Raw genomic sequence first — 18,006 nt, forward strand, 5'->3', positions numbered from 1 at the left:
GAAAACGATGTTCGGAAAACTTACACTGGATGCAGTGCCCTACCACGAACCCATTATTGTGGTTACGGTGGCTGCGATTATCATCGGGGGACTGGCGCTTCTGGCGGCAATCACTTACTTCGGTAAGTGGTCCTACCTTTGGAATGAGTGGCTGACTTCGGTCGACCACAAACGACTCGGTATCATGTATGTCATCGTAGCAATCGTGATGTTGCTGCGTGGCTTCGCTGACGCCGTTATGATGCGTAGCCAGCAGGTGCTGGCCTCGGCCGGGGAAGCAGGGTTCCTGCCGCCTCACCACTACGATCAGATCTTTACCGCCCACGGCGTTATCATGATCTTCTTCGTAGCGATGCCGTTTGTTATCGGTCTGATGAACCTCGTGGTTCCGCTGCAGATCGGTGCGCGCGACGTTGCCTTCCCGTTCCTCAACAACCTGAGCTTCTGGTTCACCGTTGTGGGCGTGATTCTGGTTAACTTGTCTCTGGGCGTCGGTGAATTCGCTCAGACCGGTTGGCTGGCCTATCCGCCGCTGTCGGGAATCGAGTACAGTCCGGGCGTTGGGGTCGATTACTGGATCTGGGCTCTCCAGCTATCCGGTATTGGTACGACGTTAACCGGTATTAACTTCTTCGTGACCATTATCAAGATGCGTGCCCCTGGCATGACGATGTTCAAGATGCCAGTATTTAGCTGGGCATCTCTGTGCGCCAACATCCTGATTATCGCCTCCTTCCCAATCCTGACCGTCACCGTCGCGCTGCTGACCCTGGACCGCTACCTGGGCACCCATTTCTTTACCAACGATATGGGTGGCAACATGATGATGTACATCAACCTGATTTGGGCCTGGGGCCACCCGGAAGTGTATATCCTGGTTCTGCCGGTCTTCGGGGTGTTCTCCGAAATCGCTGCAACCTTCTCGCGTAAGCGTCTGTTTGGCTACACCTCGCTGGTATGGGCAACAGTGTGTATTACCGTTCTGTCGTTCATCGTTTGGCTGCACCACTTCTTCACCATGGGTGCCGGCGCGAACGTCAACGCCTTCTTCGGTATTACCACCATGATTATCGCCATCCCGACCGGGGTTAAGATCTTCAACTGGCTGTTCACCATGTACCAGGGCCGCATCGTCTTCAACTCAGCCATGCTGTGGACTATCGGCTTCATCGTGACCTTCTCTGTTGGTGGTATGACCGGCGTTCTGCTGGCGGTACCGGGCGCGGACTTCGTGCTGCACAACAGTCTGTTCCTGATTGCCCACTTCCATAACGTCATTATCGGTGGTGTGGTATTCGGTTGCTTTGCTGGTCTGACCTACTGGTGGCCGAAAGCCTTTGGCTTCACGCTGAACGAAACCTGGGGCAAACGCGCTTTCTGGTTCTGGATCATCGGCTTCTTCGTTGCATTTATGCCGCTGTACGTGCTGGGCTTCATGGGGATGACCCGTCGCCTGAGCCAGCAGATTGACCCGCAGTTCCACCCGATGCTGGTTGTTGCGGCATGCGGTGCGGCGCTGATTGCCTGCGGTATCCTCTGCCAGCTGATTCAGTTCTACGTGTCTATCCGCGATCGCGAACAGAACCGCGACCTGACCGGTGACCCGTGGGGCGGCCGTACTCTGGAGTGGGCAACCTCTTCTCCGCCTCCGTTCTACAACTTCGCTATCGTTCCTGTCGTTCACGAACGTGACGCGTTCTGGGAAATGAAAGAAAAAGGCGAAGCGTATAAGAAACCGGCTGGCTATGAAGAGATTCATATGCCGAAAAACAGCGGCGCGGGCATCGTTATTGCTGCTTTCGCAACGGTGTTTGGTTTCGCGATGATCTGGCACATCTGGTGGATGGCGATTGCAAGCTTCGTCGGTATCCTGGTGACCTGGATTATTAAGAGCTTTGACGAGGACGTGGATTACTACGTGCCGGTTGCAGTAGTCGAAAAACTGGAAAATCAGCATTTCGATGAGATTAACAAAGCAGGGCTGAAAAATGGCAACTGATACTCTTGCGCATAACGCCCACGCGCATGAACACGGGCACCACGATACAGGGCCGATGAAGGTATTCGGCTTCTGGATCTACCTGATGAGCGACTGCATTATCTTCGCCACCCTGTTTGCTACCTATGCCGTTCTGGTGAACGGCACGGCTGGCGGACCGACCGGTAAAGATATTTTTGAACTGCCGTTCGTTCTGGTTGAAACCGCGCTGCTGCTGTTCAGCTCCATCACCTACGGCATGGCGGCTATCGCCATGTACAAAAACAACAAGAGCCAGGTTGTCTCCTGGCTGGCGCTGACCTTCCTCTTCGGGGCAGGGTTCATCGCGATGGAACTCTATGAATTCCATCACCTGATTGTTGAAGGTATGGGCCCGGATCGCAGCGGCTTCCTGTCAGCGTTCTTCGCGCTGGTCGGAACCCACGGTCTGCACGTCACCTCCGGTCTGATCTGGATGGCGGTGCTGATGGTTCAGGTTTCACGTCGTGGCCTGACCAACACTAACCGCACCCGTATCATGTGCCTGAGCCTGTTCTGGCACTTCCTGGACGTTGTGTGGATCTGCGTGTTCTCGGTTGTTTATCTGATGGGGGCAATGTAATGAGTCATTCTAGCGATCATAACGGCGCTTCTCACGGCAGCGTAAAGAGCTACATGACAGGGTTCGTCCTGTCGATCATTCTGACGGTTATTCCGTTTGCTATGGTTATGAGTGGCTCCGCATCGCATGCGGCTATTCTGGGAACTATCCTGGTCACTGCTGTTGTGCAGATTCTGGTACACCTGGTGTACTTCCTGCACATGAACAGCAAGTCTGACGAAGGTTGGAACCTGACCGCGTTTATCTTCACCGTAATCATCATTGCTATCGTTGTTGTTGGCTCCATCTGGATTATGTGGAACCTGAACTACAACATGATGATGCACTAAGAGCGGCAAGTATGTTTAAGCAATACCTGCAAGTAACGAAACCTGGCATCATTTTTGGCAACCTGATCTCCGTGATCGGCGGTTTCCTGTTGGCCTCCAAGGGCCACATCGACTATCCGCTGTTTGCATGGACGCTCCTTGGGGTGTCCCTGGTGGTCGCCTCGGGTTGTGTATTCAACAACTACATCGACCGTGACATCGATCGTAAGATGGAACGGACGAAAAACCGGGTGCTGGTCAAAGGGCTGATCTCGCCACAAGTTTCGCTGGTATACGCCACCTTGCTGGGTATTGCTGGCTTCATGCTCCTGTGGTTTGGCGCTAACCCTCTGGCCTGCTGGCTGGGGGTGATGGGGTTCGTGGTTTATGTCGGCGTCTACAGCCTGTACATGAAACGCCACTCCGTCTACGGCACGCTGATTGGTTCTCTCTCCGGCGCTGCGCCGCCGGTGATTGGCTACTGTGCGGTGACCGGTAATTTCGATAGCGGCGCGGCGATTCTGCTGGCTATCTTCAGCCTGTGGCAAATGCCTCACTCCTACGCCATCGCGATTTTCCGCTTCAAGGATTATCAGGCGGCGAACATTCCGGTTCTGCCGGTCGTGAAAGGTATTTCCGTGGCGAAAAACCACATTACGCTGTACATCGTGGCTTTTGCTGTCGCTACGCTGATGCTGTCGCTGGGTGGCTACGCCGGGTATAAATACCTGGTCGTTGCGGCCGCGGTGAGCGTCTGGTGGCTGGGGATGGCGCTGCGCGGTTACAAAGTGGCGGATGATAAAGTCTGGGCGCGTAAGCTGTTCGTCTTTTCTATCGTCGCCATTACCGCGCTGTCGGTCATGATGTCCGTCGACTTTATGGTGCCGGATTCACACAATCTGCTGGCCTACGTCAGATAAGATTGTCGCTCTGACAAACCCCGCTCCGGCGGGGTTTTTTATTGCCCGGAGTTATCCCACCAGCATCGCCTGCGCGCTATACAGCAGATCCAGATGGTCGCGACACAACGCATCCAGCGAAGTCCGCGACTGATGAGAGGTCAGGCTCAGCGCCCCCCAGTACATCCCTTCCCTGTCGGATAGAGGCACCGCCAGAACCAGCATCCCAATTTCAAACTCCTGCTCGATAGTGGCAAACCCCTGGCGCCGCACCAGCGCAATTTTGTCCATCAGCATCGCCACGTCCGTCACCGTATACGGCGTGCGCTGTTCGCGTTTGATTCGCCGCAAAATCATCTCGCACTCGTCTTCCGGCAGCGAGGCCAGCCAGAGTCGCCCGCCGGCGGTGCAGAATATTGGCACCCGCTCCCCTAACCGCACCGAGGTCGAGTTAAACGGCGTATGTTTGCTGCGCGCGATATACACCAGTTCATCTTCATCAATCACCCCTACCGACGCATGCTCTTCCGTGCGGCTGGCAATGTACTCAACGATGGGGCGGACCATGCGCGGGAACTGGGCCGAATCAACATAGGCCTGCCCCAGGCGCAGCGCTTTTGGCGTCAGCCAGTAGTAGCGCCCGTCGGTCTGTACATAGCGTTCGTGCAGCAACGTCAGCAGAAAACGTCGCGCGGCGCTCTGCGTCAGGCCACTCATTTTCGCCGCCTGAGGCACGCTGAGCCGGGGAAAATCTTTGGAAAAAAGCTGGATCAAGGCCAGTCCTTTTTGCAGACCGACTATCAAATCGCGCGGATGTATTGTGTTTTGCATATCAGCTCACATTTCTGCAACATTGCCATCGATTCACTGCGATTATCGCAGTGGTGGTGCGATTAACAACCAATACGTCCGAATTCTGCGTTGTCGCTCTCAGGTTCCGCTGAAATACTTTCACAACATTCATTTAACAAATGAGGTTTGAAATGGTCAGTGGATTCACGCAGGTCGTTGCCGTTATCGGCCATCCGATTACTCAGGTTAAATCACCGGAAAACTTCAACCGCTACTTCGCCGACCAGCAGATGGACAGCGTGATGATCCCGGTCGATATCGCCCCGGAAGCGGTGGCGGATTATTTGCTGGCGTTACGCGGATGGCTGAACATGAGCGGTGTACTGGTCACCGTGCCGCATAAACAGCGCGCCGCCACGCTGGTGGATGAGTTAACGCCGCGTGCCCGCCATCTCAACGCGGTGAATGTCATTCGCAAACTGGCGGATGGTCGTCTGCAGGGCGATATGCTGGATGGCGTCGGTTTCTATCTGGCCGCGGCGGCCCACGGTTTTCAGGCTGAAGGAAAGAGCGCGCTGCTCTCCGGCTGCGGCGGCGTCGGCAGCGCCATCGCCTGGGGGCTGTGTGAAGCCGGTATCCGCCAGCTGGCGCTACACGACCAGAATCCGACCACGTTGCAGCTGCTGCATAACCGCCTCGCCACCCATTTCCCCCAGGTCCAACTCACCGCGCTGCCTGACACCCTGAACGGTCTCGATCTGCTGGTAAACGGCTCTCCGGCCGGGATGGCAAACTTCGATCCGCTGCCGCTGCCGCAGGCTTTACTGGAAACCCTCACCCCGACAACCCATGTCGCGGACGTCGTTACCGCACCGGCAATCACGCCGCTGCTGACTTTCGCCCAGGCGCGCGGCTGCGTGGTACAAACCGGCCCCGAAATGGCGCTGGCGCAGATGAAGCTCATGGGGCAGTTCATCGGAGCCATCCCGCAGGAACAGGGGGCCGCGGCATGAAAAGCTGGGATGTGATTGTCATCGGTAGCGGCGCCGGCGGATTTGCCGCCGCGGTCACGGCCTGTTGCAAAGGGCTGTCGGTGCTGATGCTGGAAAAAGCGCCGCAGTTTGGCGGTACCTCGGCAATCTCCGGCGGAGCGGTATGGATCAACGATACCGATCAGGCGCGTGCGCAGGGGAAAAGCGGCGCGGCGGACGCGATCAAAACCTACCTGAAAACGATCGTCGGCGAACAGAACTATCGTCCGGACATCGTCGATGCGTTTGTCGCTTCCGGGCGCGAGGCGCTGGCGTTCCTCGAAAAAGAGGGCGCGGTGAAGTACAGTCTGCGCCCCCTCTCACCGGACTATTATCCTGATGAGCCGGGCGCCGTTGATTGCGGACGCGCGCTGGAGGTTGTGGAGTACGACGGGCGCCAGCTCGGCGATCGCTTTCGCGATCTGCGCGCTCCCCCACCGGGAATGTTGTTATTTGGCGGCATGATGGTCAACCGCGTGGATATCCAGCATTTTCTGGACATGCGCCGCTCGCTGCGCTCGTTATCGCACTGCGCGAAGCTGCTGCTACGCTATGCGCGCGACCGCATCAGCCACCCGCGCGGTACCCGGCTGGCGATGGGTAACGCCCTGATTGCCCGCATGGCCACCGTGGCGCTGCGCAAAGGCATGACGCTCCGGCTGAACGTCAACGTCCTTTCTCTGATTGAGCACCAGGGCGCGGTCACCGGCGTCAATATTGAATGCGACGGCCGGCAAGAGACCTTACAGGCGCGCTGCGGCGTGGTGCTGGCCGCCGGCGGCTTTGCCGCAGGAGAGCTGGCGGCACGCTACCGGCCGCATACCCGCGAGCATTACTCCATGTCGCCAGCCGGCAATGATGGTGCCGCCTTCCGTCTCGCCAGCGCACTCAACGCCTGCGAAGGCGCCGACCTGCCGTCCAATTTTTTCTGGGCGCCGGTCTCGGTACTGCGCCACGCCGACGGGCGCGAAGAACGCTTCCCGCACCTGGTCACCGACCGGGCCAAGCCGGGAGTTATCGCCGTCAACCAAAAGGCGGAACGTTTCGTCAACGAATCAAACTCTTACCACCACTTCGCCAGCGCCATGCAAAGCCTACCCGAAAACGCCCCCTGTTTTCTGATCTGCGATGCCCTGGCGATGAAACGCTACGGCCTCGGTCTTGCGCGGCCCGCGCCGGTTAACAACGATGCGCTGATCGAGGCCGGCTACCTGCACAAAGCGGACTCCCTCGCCCGGCTTGCTCAACAGCTGGGACTTGACGCACAAGCGCTCGCCGGGACGGTGGCCCGCTACAACCGCGATGCCGCGCAGGGAGAAGATCCGCAATTCGCCAAAGGCGGCAACAGCTATAACCGCGCGATGGGCGATCCGGGCCATCAACCGAACGCCTGCAATGCCCCGCTGCTGAAGGCTCCGTTTTATGCCATCACCCTCTACACCGGAGATTTAGGCACGTCGCGAGGCCTGGTCACCAGCGAGAATGCCCAGGTTCTTAATCAACAACGTCAGCCGATCCAAGGCCTTTATGCCGTTGGTAACGATATGGATTCCATGATGGCGGGCACCTACCCCGGTCCCGGCATTACGCTCGGCCCGGCGCTGACCTTCGGCTATCTCTGTGCCCGTCATATGACACACCAACTAACCCCATCAACAGGAGAAACATCATGATCTATGAAAAACGCACCTACACCCTCAATCCGCTGAAAATGGCCGACTGGCTGGCGCTGTACAAAAGCGATGCTTACGCGGTCCAGACCGAGCACCTCGGTAAGCTGATCGGTTTTTTCTTCACCGAAATCGGCGTCATGAATCAGGTGGTGCATATCTGGGCTTACGAGAGCCTCGACGATCGCCTGGTACGCCGGGCGCGCATGGCGCAGGACGAACGCTGGCTGACCTTCTCGCGTAAAAACCGCGAACTGGCGGCCGTTGAGCGGCTGGAGTCGGTCCTGCTGCGTCCTGTTGATTTTTCACCACTGCAATAAGGGGCCGGAGATGAGCGGGCATAAAAAGGTGGATGTGCTGGTCGTCGGTTCCGGCGCGGCGGGGCTTTCCGCCGCGGTGACCGCCGCCCTCAAAGGCGCCAGCGTCCTGCTGGCCGAAAAAGAGTCGGTCATCGGCGGCACCAGCGCCTGGTCAGGCGGCTGGCTGTGGATACCGCGCAACCCGCTCGCCCGCGAAGAGGGCATTCAGGAGCAAGAGGACGCGCCGCTAACCTATCTGCAGCATGAAATGGGTGGTCAGCCCGCCGATGCCCGCCTGCTCACCTTCCTGCAGCAGGGCCCGGAGATGATCGATTTCTTCCGCCGCCATACGGCGGTGCAGTTTCTCTCCGGCAGTAAGATGCCGGATTTTCACATGTCACCGGGCTACGCCCAGGGGGGGCGTTCGGTGACGGCACAACCGTTTGACGGACGCTTGCTTGGCGACTGGCTGCATCGTCTGCGCCCGCCGCTGGAAACCATCAGCCTCGCCGGCATGGGCATCGCCGGCGGTAGCGACATGGCGCACTTTTTTAATGCAACCCGCTCCCCGCGATCGGCGCTGTATGCCGCCCGGCGTCTGCTGCACCACGGCTGGCAGCGACTGCGAACTGGCCGCGGGCAGTATCTGGTTAATGGTAACGCGTTGATGGGCCGCCTGCTGCGTTCGGCGCTCGACGCTGGCGTCAGTATTCAATTGAATGCCCCCGTCGCTCGCCTGCTGACATCATCGACCGGGGTCAGCGGCGCGGTACTGCGTAGCGATGATGGCGATATTGAGGTTCACGCCGGCGCCGTGATCCTCGCCTGCGGCGGCTTTCCACACGATCGCCAACGCCTGGCGCAGCAGGTTCCCCACGCAGCGGACGGCTATGGCCACTTCTCCGCCGCGCCGCCGGGTAATCAGGGGGACGGTATCCGGCTCGGGGAGTCGGTCGGCGGTCAGTTCGACGCCTCGCTCAAACACGCCATGGCCTGGGCACCGGTCTCCCGCGTCACCCTCGCAAGCGGCCTGCAGCTGGTCTTCCCGCACCTGGTTGAACGCGCGAAGCCGGGGTTTATCGCCGTATTGCCCAATGGAAAGCGTTTTACTAATGAAGCCGACTCCTACCACGACTTTATTGCCGCGCTGCTGGCCGCAACGCCTGCGGGAGAGCAGCCGACAGCGTGGCTGCTGGCCGATAGCCGGACGCTGCGCCGCTATGGTCTGGGCCACTCCCGCCCCTTTCCATTTTCGCCGGCAGCATGGCTGCGCACGGGCTATCTCCACTCGGCCCCCACGCTGGCGGCGCTGGCGGAACATTGCGCCATCGATGGCGGGCAGTTGGCAGAGACGGTGGCGCGTTTTAACGACTACGCCGCGCGAGGAGAGGACCCGGAATTTCAGCGCGGCGTCTCGGCCTATAACCGGGCCCAGGGGGATGCCAGGCATCCTCATCATCCAACGCTGGGTCCGCTGCGCCATGCGCCCTTTTATGCGGTGCGTATTTTACCGGGTTCGCTGGGCTCTTTTAGCGGGCTGAAAACCGATGAACAGGCGCGAGTGCTGGATGCGCATCAACAGCCGATCGCTGGCCTCTACGCCATTGGCAATGATATGTCGAGCGTGATGCAGGGGTACTACCCCAGCGGCGGTATTACGCTCGGTCCGGCCATGACCTTTGGCTATCTGGTGGGGAAAACACTGGCCGCCAATATAACAAAAACAGCATCGTAACCGACATCTTACCAGGGACGGCAGTACACATAACAACAATCACCTGCAACTGTACCGGAGTCTTTTATGAACATGCGAACCCTGTCCCTCGCCGCGCTCACCGTGCTCGACGTTCCGCCACCGGAACAGGTGCGGATCGCGGCACAAAGCGGCTTTACTCATGTCGGCCTGCGTCTGCTCCCTGCCACGCCGACCGATCCTGACTACGATATGCTCGGCGATACCGCGACCGTTCGCGCAACGCTCTCTGCGCTGATGGAGACCGGTATTCGCGTATCAGATGTCGAAATCGTGCGTCTGACGAGCGACTTTTCGCTTAATGCCCGCCTGGAAAGCTTCCTTGAAACCGCCGCGCGCCTGGGCGCTCGTCAGGTGCTGGTGGCCGGCAACGATAACCACCTGACCCGCAGCGCTGAAAATCTTGCCGCGCTCGCCGAAGCCGGCCGGGGGTATGGCTTAACCATGAATCTGGAGCCCATGCCGTGGACCCAACTGCGTACTATCGCTGACGCCAGGCGGCTGATTTCGGCCAGCGGGCGAGCGGATATTGGGATTCTGATTGACGCCATCCACTTCTGGCGCGCGGGAGAGTCGCTCTCCAGCCTCGCCGACCTGCCGCCAGAGTGCCTCAACTATATGCAGCTGTGTGACGCTCCGGCGCAGATTCCCGATAACGAACAGGAACTGATCCACCAGGCCCGCGCCGCGCGGAAGGTGCCGGGCGAAGGCGGGCTGGATCTGCATGGGCTGATGTCCGCGCTGCCGACGACGCTACCGGTATCGCTGGAAGTCCCGTTAAGCGGCGCCCAGGGCGCTCTGCCCGCCCTCAACCGCGCGCGGTTGCTGTTCAATGCCGCGCAGTCTTACCTGCACACCTGCGCATAAGGAAAACCCTATGACTCAGACCCAACGCCTGGATGTCAGAGAGTTAATCAACGGTAATCCGCTCAGCCGTTTCCAGAAACTGGTGGTTTTCTTAGGCTTTTGCGTGATTGCGCTCGACGGTTTTGATATTGCGATTATGGGGTTTATCGCCCCGACGCTGAAGCATGAATGGGGGGTAACCAACTACGAGCTCGGCTTCGTCATCAGCGCGGCGCTGATTGGCCTGGCTCTGGGGGCGCTCCTCTCCGGGCCGCTCGCCGACTGGTTGGGGCGAAAGAAAATCATCGTCAACAGCGTCTTTTTCTTTGGCTTCTGGACGATCGTCACCGCCTTCTCGCAGAACATCGAACAGATGATTTTCTTCCGTTTTATGACCGGACTGGGACTCGGTGCGGCGATGCCCAATATCGGCACGCTGGTATCGGAGTATGCCCCCGAGCGCCAGCGCTCATTTCTGATTACGGTGATTTTTTGCGGCTTTACCTTTGGCGCGGCGGCGGGCGGCTTTTCCGCCTCGTGGCTGATCCCGCGCTTTGGCTGGCATTCGCTGATGGCGCTCGGCGGGATTCTTCCGCTGCTGTTCGCGCCGTTGCTTATCTGGCTGCTGCCGGAGTCGGTGCGCTTTCTGGTGGTTAAACGCGCGCCGGCGGCACGGATCCGGGCGATATTACAACGGCTCTATCCGGGGCAAATTGCGGATAACGCTGAATTCACGCTCCCGGCGCAGCCCGCCAATACCAACGCCATGCGCCTGGTCCTCTCGCGCCACTACCGCCTCGGCTCACTGATGCTATGGCTGGTCTATTTTATGGGCCTGTTTCTGGTTTATATCCTCGGCAGCTGGCTGCCGACGCTGGTCAAAGAGGTGGGACTGACCGTCAGCCAGGCGGCGGTGATGACGGCGATTTATCAGGCCGGCGGCACCGTAGGCTCTCTGTTTGCCGGCTGGCTAATGGATCGCATCAATCCCCATCGCGCGCTGGGGCTGATTTATGCCATCGGCGGCCTGTTTACGATGGCCATGGGCTACGCTGCCGCCAGTTTTGCGCTGCTGTGCCTGCTGGCCTTCGTCAGCGGCGCTTGCCTGAACGGCGCGAATACCGGCATGAATGCGCTCTCCGCCCGCTATTATCCGACCCAGGCGCGCGCTACCGGCTCCAGCTGGATGCACGGCGTCGGCCGAATGGGCGCCATCCTCAGCGCCTTTGCCGGCGCGGAAATGATGGCGCTCAATCTCAGCTTCGAAAACGTCTTTTTAATCCTTGGGATCCCGGCGGCATTAACCGTCGTCGGTCTGGTGGTAAAGGGGCTATTTGCCAGCGATGCTGAATCTACCTCCCCTGCCCCGTCCCCCACGCTGAGGAGTCTGTCGTGAGCAAAATTCGTCTTGCCGTCATTGGCGCGGGCGCCATCGGACGCAAACATATTGCGGTGATCCGCGCTAACCCACGGGCTGAGCTGGTCGCTCTGGCCGATCCTTCACCTCAGGCGCAGGCGCTGGCGCAATCGCTGGGTATCGCAGGGTATGACAACGTTGAAACCATGCTGGACGCGGTCCAGCCGCAGGGGGTGATTAACGCCACGCCCAATATTCTGCACCTGCCCTGCGCTCTGGCCTGCATCGAACGCGGGATCCCGGTGCTGGTCGAAAAACCTGTCGCCGACTCGCCGCAACGCGCCCGGGAACTGGTCGACGCCGCTGCTCGCCATCAGGTTCCGGTGCTGGTGGGGCACCACCGGCGGCACAACGCGCTGATCGCCGCGGCAAGGACATTGATCGACAGTGGCGAACTCGGGCAAATCGTCACCGTCTCCGCGCACTGGGTACTGCAAAAGCCGGATGATTATTTTGACGTTGCCTGGCGCCGTGAACCCGGCGCGGGACCGCTGCTGGTCAATCTGGTCCATGATATTGACCTGATGCGCTACCTGTTTGGTGAAATCGACCAGGTGCAGGCCTTTACCTCCCATGCCGTACGCCGCTTCGCCAACGAAGACAGCGCGGTGGTAAACCTTCGTTTCGCCAGCGGAGCATTAGGTAGCGCGGTACTCACCGATTGCGGCGTCGGCCCCTGGAGCTGGGAGATGAACTCGGGAGAAAATGCGATCTACGCCCACGCGCCGGAAAACTGCTATCTGATTTCCGGTACCCGCGGCGCGCTGGCGATCCCGCAGATGCAGTGGTGGCGCTATGGCGAAGCGCGCGGCTGGCTCCACCCGCTGCTGAGTGACAGGCTTCAGGTCGAAGCTATCGATCCCTTCATGCTGCAGCTTGACCACTTTTTGCAGGTCATCACCGGCGAGGAGAAACCGCTGATCGATGCTGCCGATGCGCTGCGTTCCCTGGAGATCGTTGCCGCCATTCAGCGGGCGGCAGGCCAGGCGGGCCAATCCACATAAACAGATGTCGGCGTAATCCCCCGTTGCGCCGACTTTTCCGCTGTCTTTATTGCGGAGAAAAAGAAAAATAAATTTCATTTAAATACTAAATGAAATAATATTGCTCATTATCTCAGCACATCCCCTCGCACGCTCACACATCCCTGTCCATAAACATCAATAAAACCAGGGTTAATCATCTAATTTGATACGCTTTTAGCCAAATCGTCGCTTTTCAGCGCCCCACTGGACGGTGAGGATAATCTTGATAATTTTTCGATCCCTCTCTCATAAATAAAAATTTAATTTCATATAATATCAAAAATGAAATAAATATTTTTAATCTATCTTGCCATTCCTCAGGCGACAGTTTCGTCGCCAGGAGTGGCGCCAGGGTCCTGTCCCGCTTCCTGGAGCAGGGAGCGAATCTCATCAGACATCCGTACTTTGTATCAAGGAGAACACCATGTTAAACGGCATGAAACCCCTGTCCCGCTCCCTGCGCTGGGGAATGGTCGGCGGCGGAGCCACCAGCCAGATCGGCTACAGCCACCGCTCGGCCGCGCTGCGTGACAATGTCTTTACCTTGCTGGCCGGCGCTTTTGATATTGATGCCGAACGCGGACGTCAGTTTGGTGAACAGCTCGGGATCGCGCCGGGGCGCTGCTATGCCGATTATCAAACGCTGTTCCGCGAAGAGGCCCTGCGCCCTGACGGTATTGAAGTGGTATCGGTAACCACGCCGAACAATACCCACTTCGCCATTACCAAAGCGGCGCTGGAAGCCGGACTGCACGTCATCTGCGAAAAACCGCTCTGCTTTACCGCCGCGGAAGCCCAGGAGCTGCGGGAGCTGAGCATCAAGCATAACAAAATCGTCGGCGTCACTTACGGCTATGCCGGGTATCAGATGATTCAGCAGGCGCGCCAGATGATTGCCGACGGGCTGCTCGGGCAGATTCGAATTATCAATATGCAGTTTGCCCACGGTTTTCATAATGAAGCCGTTGAGCTGCAGGCGGAGTCAACCCGCTGGCGCGTTACGCCGAAGTATGCCGGACCAAGCTACGTGCTGGGCGACCTGGCAACGCATCCGCTCTTTGTGGCCGAAACGATGGCACCGCACCTCAACATTCGCCGTCTGATGTGTTCCCGCCAGAGCTTCGTTGCATCGCGCGCGCCGCTGGAAGATAACGCCTTTGTGCTGATGGAATACGATAACGGCGCCGTCGGCTCAATGTGGACCAGCGCGGTCAATAGCGGCGCGATGCACTCGCAGAAGGTGCGGATCGTCGGTGAGAAAGCCAGCATCGAGTGGTGGGATGAGCATCCTAACCAGCTCAGCTACGAGGTACAAGGTGAGCCGGCGCGGGTACTTGAACGCGGCATGCCGTATCTCAGCGCCGCGGCCCTGGCAGACGATCGTATCGGTGGCGGCCACCCGGAGGGGCTGTTTGAAGCGTGGGCAAACCTCTACCGGCGCTATGCGATAGCCATCGATGCGATGGATCGGGGCGATCGCGCGTTTCTGGAGAGCTTCTGGTACCCGGACGTTGAAGCAGGTCTGCACGGCGTCTACTGGGTGGAGCAATGCGTGAAATCCGCCGATGCCGGCAGCCAATGGGTTGACTTTAATTTACAATAAATGCCATTAACCAGTGGAGTCTTCTCCACTGGTTTCTTTGTTTTCCCCGCGTTTACCTCATCATGCAACACAGCGGTAATATCTGTTAAACAAACATTTATTTACGCTTCTGGCTACCACCACTACACTAGTCGCAGTTTTTAGATTGAGGTGGTAATGAACGACAATAAAATGACGCCAGGTGAACTGCGCGCGACCTGGGGTCTGGGGACCGTATTCTCGCTGCGTATGCTCGGCATGTTTATGGTTCTGCCGGTTTTGACCACCTATGGCATGGCGTTACAGGGCGCCAGCGAAGCGCTGATTGGCCTGGCCATTGGTATCTATGGCCTGGCTCAGGCCGTATTCCAGATTCCGTTCGGCCTGCTCTCCGACCGTATTGGTCGTAAACCGCTGATTGTCGGCGGCCTGTTAATCTTCGTTATCGGTAGCGTAATCGCCGCGCTAAGCGACTCCATCTGGGGCATTATTCTTGGACGCGCGCTGCAGGGTTCCGGCGCTATTGCCGCAGCGGTCATGGCGCTACTCTCCGATTTAACCCGCGAACAGAACCGCACGAAGGCGATGGCCTTTATCGGCGTCAGTTTTGGCGTCACCTTTGCCATCGCCATGGTGCTGGGACCGATTATTACTCACCAGCTGGGCCTGCATGCGCTGTTCTGGATGATCGCCGTCCTGGCGACGATCGGCATCCTGCTGACGCTGTGGGTGGTGCCAGACAGTCACAACCACGTCCTGAACCGCGAATCGGGTATGGTAAAGGGCTGTTTCAGCAAAGTACTTGCCGAGCCGAAACTACTGAAGCTCAACTTCGGCATTATGTGCCTGCATATCATGCTGATGTCCACCTTTGTGGCCCTGCCAGGGCAGCTGGAAGCCGCCGGTTTCCCCGCCGCCGAACACTGGAAAATTTACCTGGTCACCATGCTGATTTCGTTTGTCTCGGTGGTGCCGTTTATCATCTATGCCGAAGTGAAGCGCAAGATGAAACACGTGTTCCTGTTCTGCGTCGCGCTGCTGCTGGTGGCCGAAATTGTCCTGTGGGGGGCAGGCGGCTATTTCTGGGAGCTGGTCGCCGGCGTTCAGCTGTTCTTCCTCGCCTTCAACCTGCTGGAAGCCCTGCTTCCCTCTTTAATCAGTAAAGAGTCGCCGGCGGGCTATAAAGGTACCGCGATGGGCATATATTCGACCAGCCAGTTCCTTGGCGTGGCGATTGGCGGCGCGCTGGGCGGCTGGGTAGACGGCTTCTTTGATTCACAAACCGTATTCCTGCTTGGCGCGCTGCTGGCGATGCTGTGGCTGCTGGTTGCCGGGACGATGAGCGAACCGCCGTACGTCAGCAGCCTGCGGGTCGAAATTCCCGATGAGGTGGTGGCCGATGGCGCGCTGCAAGAGCGTCTGCAGCGCACAGATGGGGTCAAACAGGTTCTGGTGGTGCCCGACGAACGTTCGGTGTATATCAAAATCGACAGCAAGGTGACCAACCGCTTCGAAATTGAGCAGGCCATCAAAGGGGTATAAAAAAAGCGGGGAATGCCCCGCTTTTTTATTGGCTGACGTTTACAGATGATACGCCAGCGCACACCCGACTTAGTCGCGGAAGTTTTTGAACTGGAACGGCTGTCCCAGGTCGCCGCCGCGCACCAGCGCCATAACCGCCTGCAGATCGTCGCGCGCTTTACCGGTGACGCGAATCTCTTCGCCCTGAATTTGCGCCTGCACCTTCAGCTTGCTGTCTTTGATCAGCTTGACGATTTTTTTCTGCGTCGCGCTCTCAATCCCCTGCTTCAGCTTCGCATCGACAAACCAGGTTTTCCCGCTGTGTACGAACTCATCCGGCACTTCGATAGAACTGCCTTCAATGCCGCGTTTTAACAGCTTCGCACGCAGAATATCCAGCAGCTGGTTAATCTGGAAATCAGATTCGCTGAGGACCTTGATGGTCTCGTTTTTTTCGTTCAGTTCGAAGCTCGCTTCAACGTTACGAAAATCAAAACGCGACTCCACTTCACGGGTCGCATTCTCTACGGCGTTTCGAACTTCCTGAAGATCGACTTCAGAGACAATATCGAAAGATGGCATCTTTTCCTCTCCTTCTGTTTCTTTTGCGTTGCATAATACCCGCAACGCGACATAACTCAACTGGTTATCCCGCAAGCATAGCCGATGTTCAGATGCGCAATGCCCGCCAGGCCACCGCGGTGTGGGCTGCAGCCGGTAGCGCAACGAGTATATACTTTAGCTATAAATGCCTGGGGTAGTCGCAGGTGAGGAGGAACAATGAAAGTAACCGTACTCGGATGCGGTGCGCTGGGGCAGCTGTGGCTAACCGCGTTATGCAAACACGGACACGATGTCCAGGGCTGGTTACGCGTCCCACAACCCTTTTGTAGCGTCAATCTGATCGAGACTGACGGGACGATTTTTAATGAGTCGTTAACCGCCAACGATCCTGACTTTCTCGCCAGCAGCGACCTGCTGCTGGTGACGCTAAAAGCCTGGCAGGTCTCCACCGCGGTAAAAAATCTGGCGCACACTCTACCCGCCGCGTCTCCGATCCTGCTTATCCATAACGGGATGGGGACCATTGATGAACTGAAAGGCGTGCAGCAGCCGCTGCTGCAGGGCTCGACAACCCAGGCCGCACGCCGCGACGGCAACGTCATTGTGCACGTCGCCAACGGCACGACGCATATCGGCCCGGCGAAAGACTATCCGCAGGATTACAGCGACCTGGCTGATACCCTGCAACGCGTCCTGCCGGACGTCGCCTGGCATAATAATATCCGCCCGGCAACGTGGAGCAAGCTGGCGGTCAACTGCGTGATTAACCCGCTGACGGCGCTGAAAGAGTGCCGCAACGGCGATTTGCGCGACTACCCGCAGGAAGTTGAGGTCATCTGCCGGGAGGTCGCTGCGGTCATGGAGCGCGAAGGTATTCATACTTCACCGGAAAACCTGTTATTTTATGTCCATCAGGTAATTGAAAGTACGGCAGAAAATATCTCTTCGATGTTGCAGGATATCCGCGCGCAGCGTCGTACGGAAATCGACTATATCACCGGTTTTCTACTGAAGCGCGCCCGCGCTCACGGCCTTGCCGTACCGGAAAACGCCCGTTTGTTTGAACTGGTAAAGCGTAAGGAGAATGAATATGAGCGCGTCGGCACTGATTTGCCTCGCCCCTGGTAGCGAAGAGACCGAAGCGGTCACCACAATGGATTTACTGGTCCGCGGCGGCGTGCAGGTCACCACGGCCAGCGTCGCCAGCGATGGCAGCCTGACCATCGTCTGCTCGCGGGGCGTCAAGCTGCTGGCGGATGCGCCGCTGGTAGCGGTCGCCGACGGTGATTATGACATTATCGTTCTTCCCGGCGGGATAAAAGGCGCGGAATATTTCCGTGACAGCCCGCTGCTGGTAGAAACGGTCCGCCAGTTTCATCTTTCCGGACGCATTGTCGCCGCCATCTGCGCGGCGGCGGCGACCGTACTGGTGCCACATAACCTTTTCCCGATCGGCAACATGACCGGTTTTCCGGCCCTCAAGGATCGCATCCCTGAAGAGCAGTGGCAGGACAAGCGCGTGGTCTGGGATCCGCGGGTCAACCTGCTCACCAGCCAGGGGCCTGGAACATCCATCGATTTTGCACTCAAAATGATCGACCTGCTGGTCGGGCGTGAAAAAGCCCATGAGGTTGCGTCACAGCTGGTCATGGCGGCGGGAATTTATAACTACTACGAAGCCTGATTTGCCGAGGCGGTC

General features: G+C 58.3%; 17 protein-coding genes. 15 read left to right on the forward strand and 2 right to left on the reverse strand.

Annotated elements, in window-relative coordinates; genetic code table 11:
* The first annotated feature begins 7 nt into the window (after window positions 1-7).
* Genes cyoB through cyoE form a run of 4 tightly spaced genes read left to right on the forward strand, consistent with a single transcriptional unit; the run spans window position 8 to window position 3,828 of the window.
* Complete coding sequence (cyoB, locus tag Q1L34_RS20575) at window positions 8-1,999, forward strand: cytochrome o ubiquinol oxidase subunit I (protein ID WP_004858703.1); 1,992 nt, start codon at window positions 8-10, stop codon at window positions 1,997-1,999.
* On the forward strand, window positions 1,989-2,600 hold the full coding sequence (locus tag Q1L34_RS20580) for a cytochrome o ubiquinol oxidase subunit III (RefSeq protein WP_004129790.1): 612 nt from the start codon (window positions 1,989-1,991) through the stop codon (window positions 2,598-2,600). Before cyoB ends, Q1L34_RS20580 begins: the two co-directional genes overlap by 11 nt.
* Window positions 2,600-2,929 (forward strand): cytochrome o ubiquinol oxidase subunit IV, encoded by a 330-nt coding sequence (locus tag Q1L34_RS20585; protein ID WP_004858696.1) that lies wholly within the window; start codon window positions 2,600-2,602, stop codon window positions 2,927-2,929. Before Q1L34_RS20580 ends, Q1L34_RS20585 begins: the two co-directional genes overlap by 1 nt.
* 11 nt (window positions 2,930-2,940) lie before the next feature.
* Complete coding sequence (cyoE, locus tag Q1L34_RS20590) at window positions 2,941-3,828, forward strand: heme o synthase (RefSeq protein ID WP_004858694.1); 888 nt, start codon at window positions 2,941-2,943, stop codon at window positions 3,826-3,828.
* 51 nt (window positions 3,829-3,879) lie between these two features.
* Here the strand turns inward: cyoE and Q1L34_RS20595 are convergent, their stop codons facing one another.
* Window positions 3,880-4,638 (reverse strand): IclR family transcriptional regulator domain-containing protein, encoded by a 759-nt coding sequence (locus tag Q1L34_RS20595; RefSeq protein WP_004858693.1) that lies wholly within the window; start codon window positions 4,636-4,638, stop codon window positions 3,880-3,882.
* A gap of 152 nt (window positions 4,639-4,790) precedes the next feature.
* Here Q1L34_RS20595 and Q1L34_RS20600 point away from each other — a divergent pair, with 152 nt between their 5' ends.
* The 9 genes from Q1L34_RS20600 to Q1L34_RS20640 all read left to right on the forward strand — a co-directional run bounded on the left by Q1L34_RS20600 (window position 4,791) and on the right by Q1L34_RS20640 (window position 15,764).
* A complete protein-coding gene (locus tag Q1L34_RS20600) occupies window positions 4,791-5,612 on the forward strand; it encodes a shikimate dehydrogenase family protein (protein WP_327204258.1) in 822 nt (273 codons plus the stop codon).
* Window positions 5,609-7,303: an FAD-dependent oxidoreductase gene (locus Q1L34_RS20605; RefSeq protein ID WP_327204259.1), complete on the forward strand. Its 1,695-nt coding sequence runs from the start codon at window positions 5,609-5,611 to the stop codon at window positions 7,301-7,303. Before Q1L34_RS20600 ends, Q1L34_RS20605 begins: the two co-directional genes overlap by 4 nt.
* Window positions 7,300-7,620 carry an NIPSNAP family protein gene (locus tag Q1L34_RS20610; protein ID WP_327204260.1) on the forward strand — a complete coding sequence of 107 codons (321 nt, stop codon included), beginning with the start codon at window positions 7,300-7,302 and terminating at the stop codon, window positions 7,618-7,620. Before Q1L34_RS20605 ends, Q1L34_RS20610 begins: the two co-directional genes overlap by 4 nt.
* Before the next feature lie 10 nt (window positions 7,621-7,630).
* Window positions 7,631-9,334: an FAD-dependent oxidoreductase gene (locus Q1L34_RS20615; protein WP_327204261.1), complete on the forward strand. Its 1,704-nt coding sequence runs from the start codon at window positions 7,631-7,633 to the stop codon at window positions 9,332-9,334.
* 66 nt (window positions 9,335-9,400) lie between these two features.
* Complete coding sequence (locus Q1L34_RS20620; RefSeq protein WP_004858682.1) at window positions 9,401-10,219, forward strand: sugar phosphate isomerase/epimerase family protein; 819 nt, start codon at window positions 9,401-9,403, stop codon at window positions 10,217-10,219.
* Window positions 10,220-10,229: 10 nt separating this feature from the next.
* On the forward strand, window positions 10,230-11,594 hold the full coding sequence (locus Q1L34_RS20625; RefSeq protein WP_004858680.1) for an MFS transporter: 1,365 nt from the start codon (window positions 10,230-10,232) through the stop codon (window positions 11,592-11,594).
* Window positions 11,591-12,619, forward strand: a complete 1,029-nt coding sequence (locus Q1L34_RS20630; RefSeq protein ID WP_015585033.1) for a Gfo/Idh/MocA family protein — start codon at window positions 11,591-11,593, stop codon at window positions 12,617-12,619. The genes Q1L34_RS20625 and Q1L34_RS20630 overlap by 4 nt, the downstream gene beginning before the upstream one ends.
* Before the next feature lie 445 nt (window positions 12,620-13,064).
* Window positions 13,065-14,243: a Gfo/Idh/MocA family protein gene (locus Q1L34_RS20635; protein WP_004858665.1), complete on the forward strand. Its 1,179-nt coding sequence runs from the start codon at window positions 13,065-13,067 to the stop codon at window positions 14,241-14,243.
* A gap of 156 nt (window positions 14,244-14,399) precedes the next feature.
* A complete protein-coding gene (locus Q1L34_RS20640) occupies window positions 14,400-15,764 on the forward strand; it encodes an MFS transporter (RefSeq protein ID WP_004858655.1) in 1,365 nt (454 codons plus the stop codon).
* Between the two features lie 69 nt (window positions 15,765-15,833).
* Here the strand turns inward: Q1L34_RS20640 and Q1L34_RS20645 are convergent, their stop codons facing one another.
* A complete protein-coding gene (locus Q1L34_RS20645; RefSeq protein WP_004858653.1) occupies window positions 15,834-16,325 on the reverse strand; it encodes a YajQ family cyclic di-GMP-binding protein in 492 nt (163 codons plus the stop codon).
* 198 nt (window positions 16,326-16,523) lie between these two features.
* Between Q1L34_RS20645 and panE the strand changes: the two genes are divergently transcribed.
* Both panE and yajL read left to right on the forward strand, forming a co-directional pair.
* Window positions 16,524-17,435: a 2-dehydropantoate 2-reductase gene (panE, locus tag Q1L34_RS20650; protein WP_064368311.1), complete on the forward strand. Its 912-nt coding sequence runs from the start codon at window positions 16,524-16,526 to the stop codon at window positions 17,433-17,435.
* On the forward strand, window positions 17,398-17,991 hold the full coding sequence (yajL, locus tag Q1L34_RS20655; protein WP_004858649.1) for a protein deglycase YajL: 594 nt from the start codon (window positions 17,398-17,400) through the stop codon (window positions 17,989-17,991). Before panE ends, yajL begins: the two co-directional genes overlap by 38 nt.
* The last annotated feature ends 15 nt before the right edge of the window (window positions 17,992-18,006 follow it).

This window comes from Klebsiella ornithinolytica, assembly GCF_030505655.1.
In the GTDB taxonomy this organism is placed as follows: Bacteria; Pseudomonadota; Gammaproteobacteria; order Enterobacterales; family Enterobacteriaceae; genus Klebsiella; species Klebsiella ornithinolytica.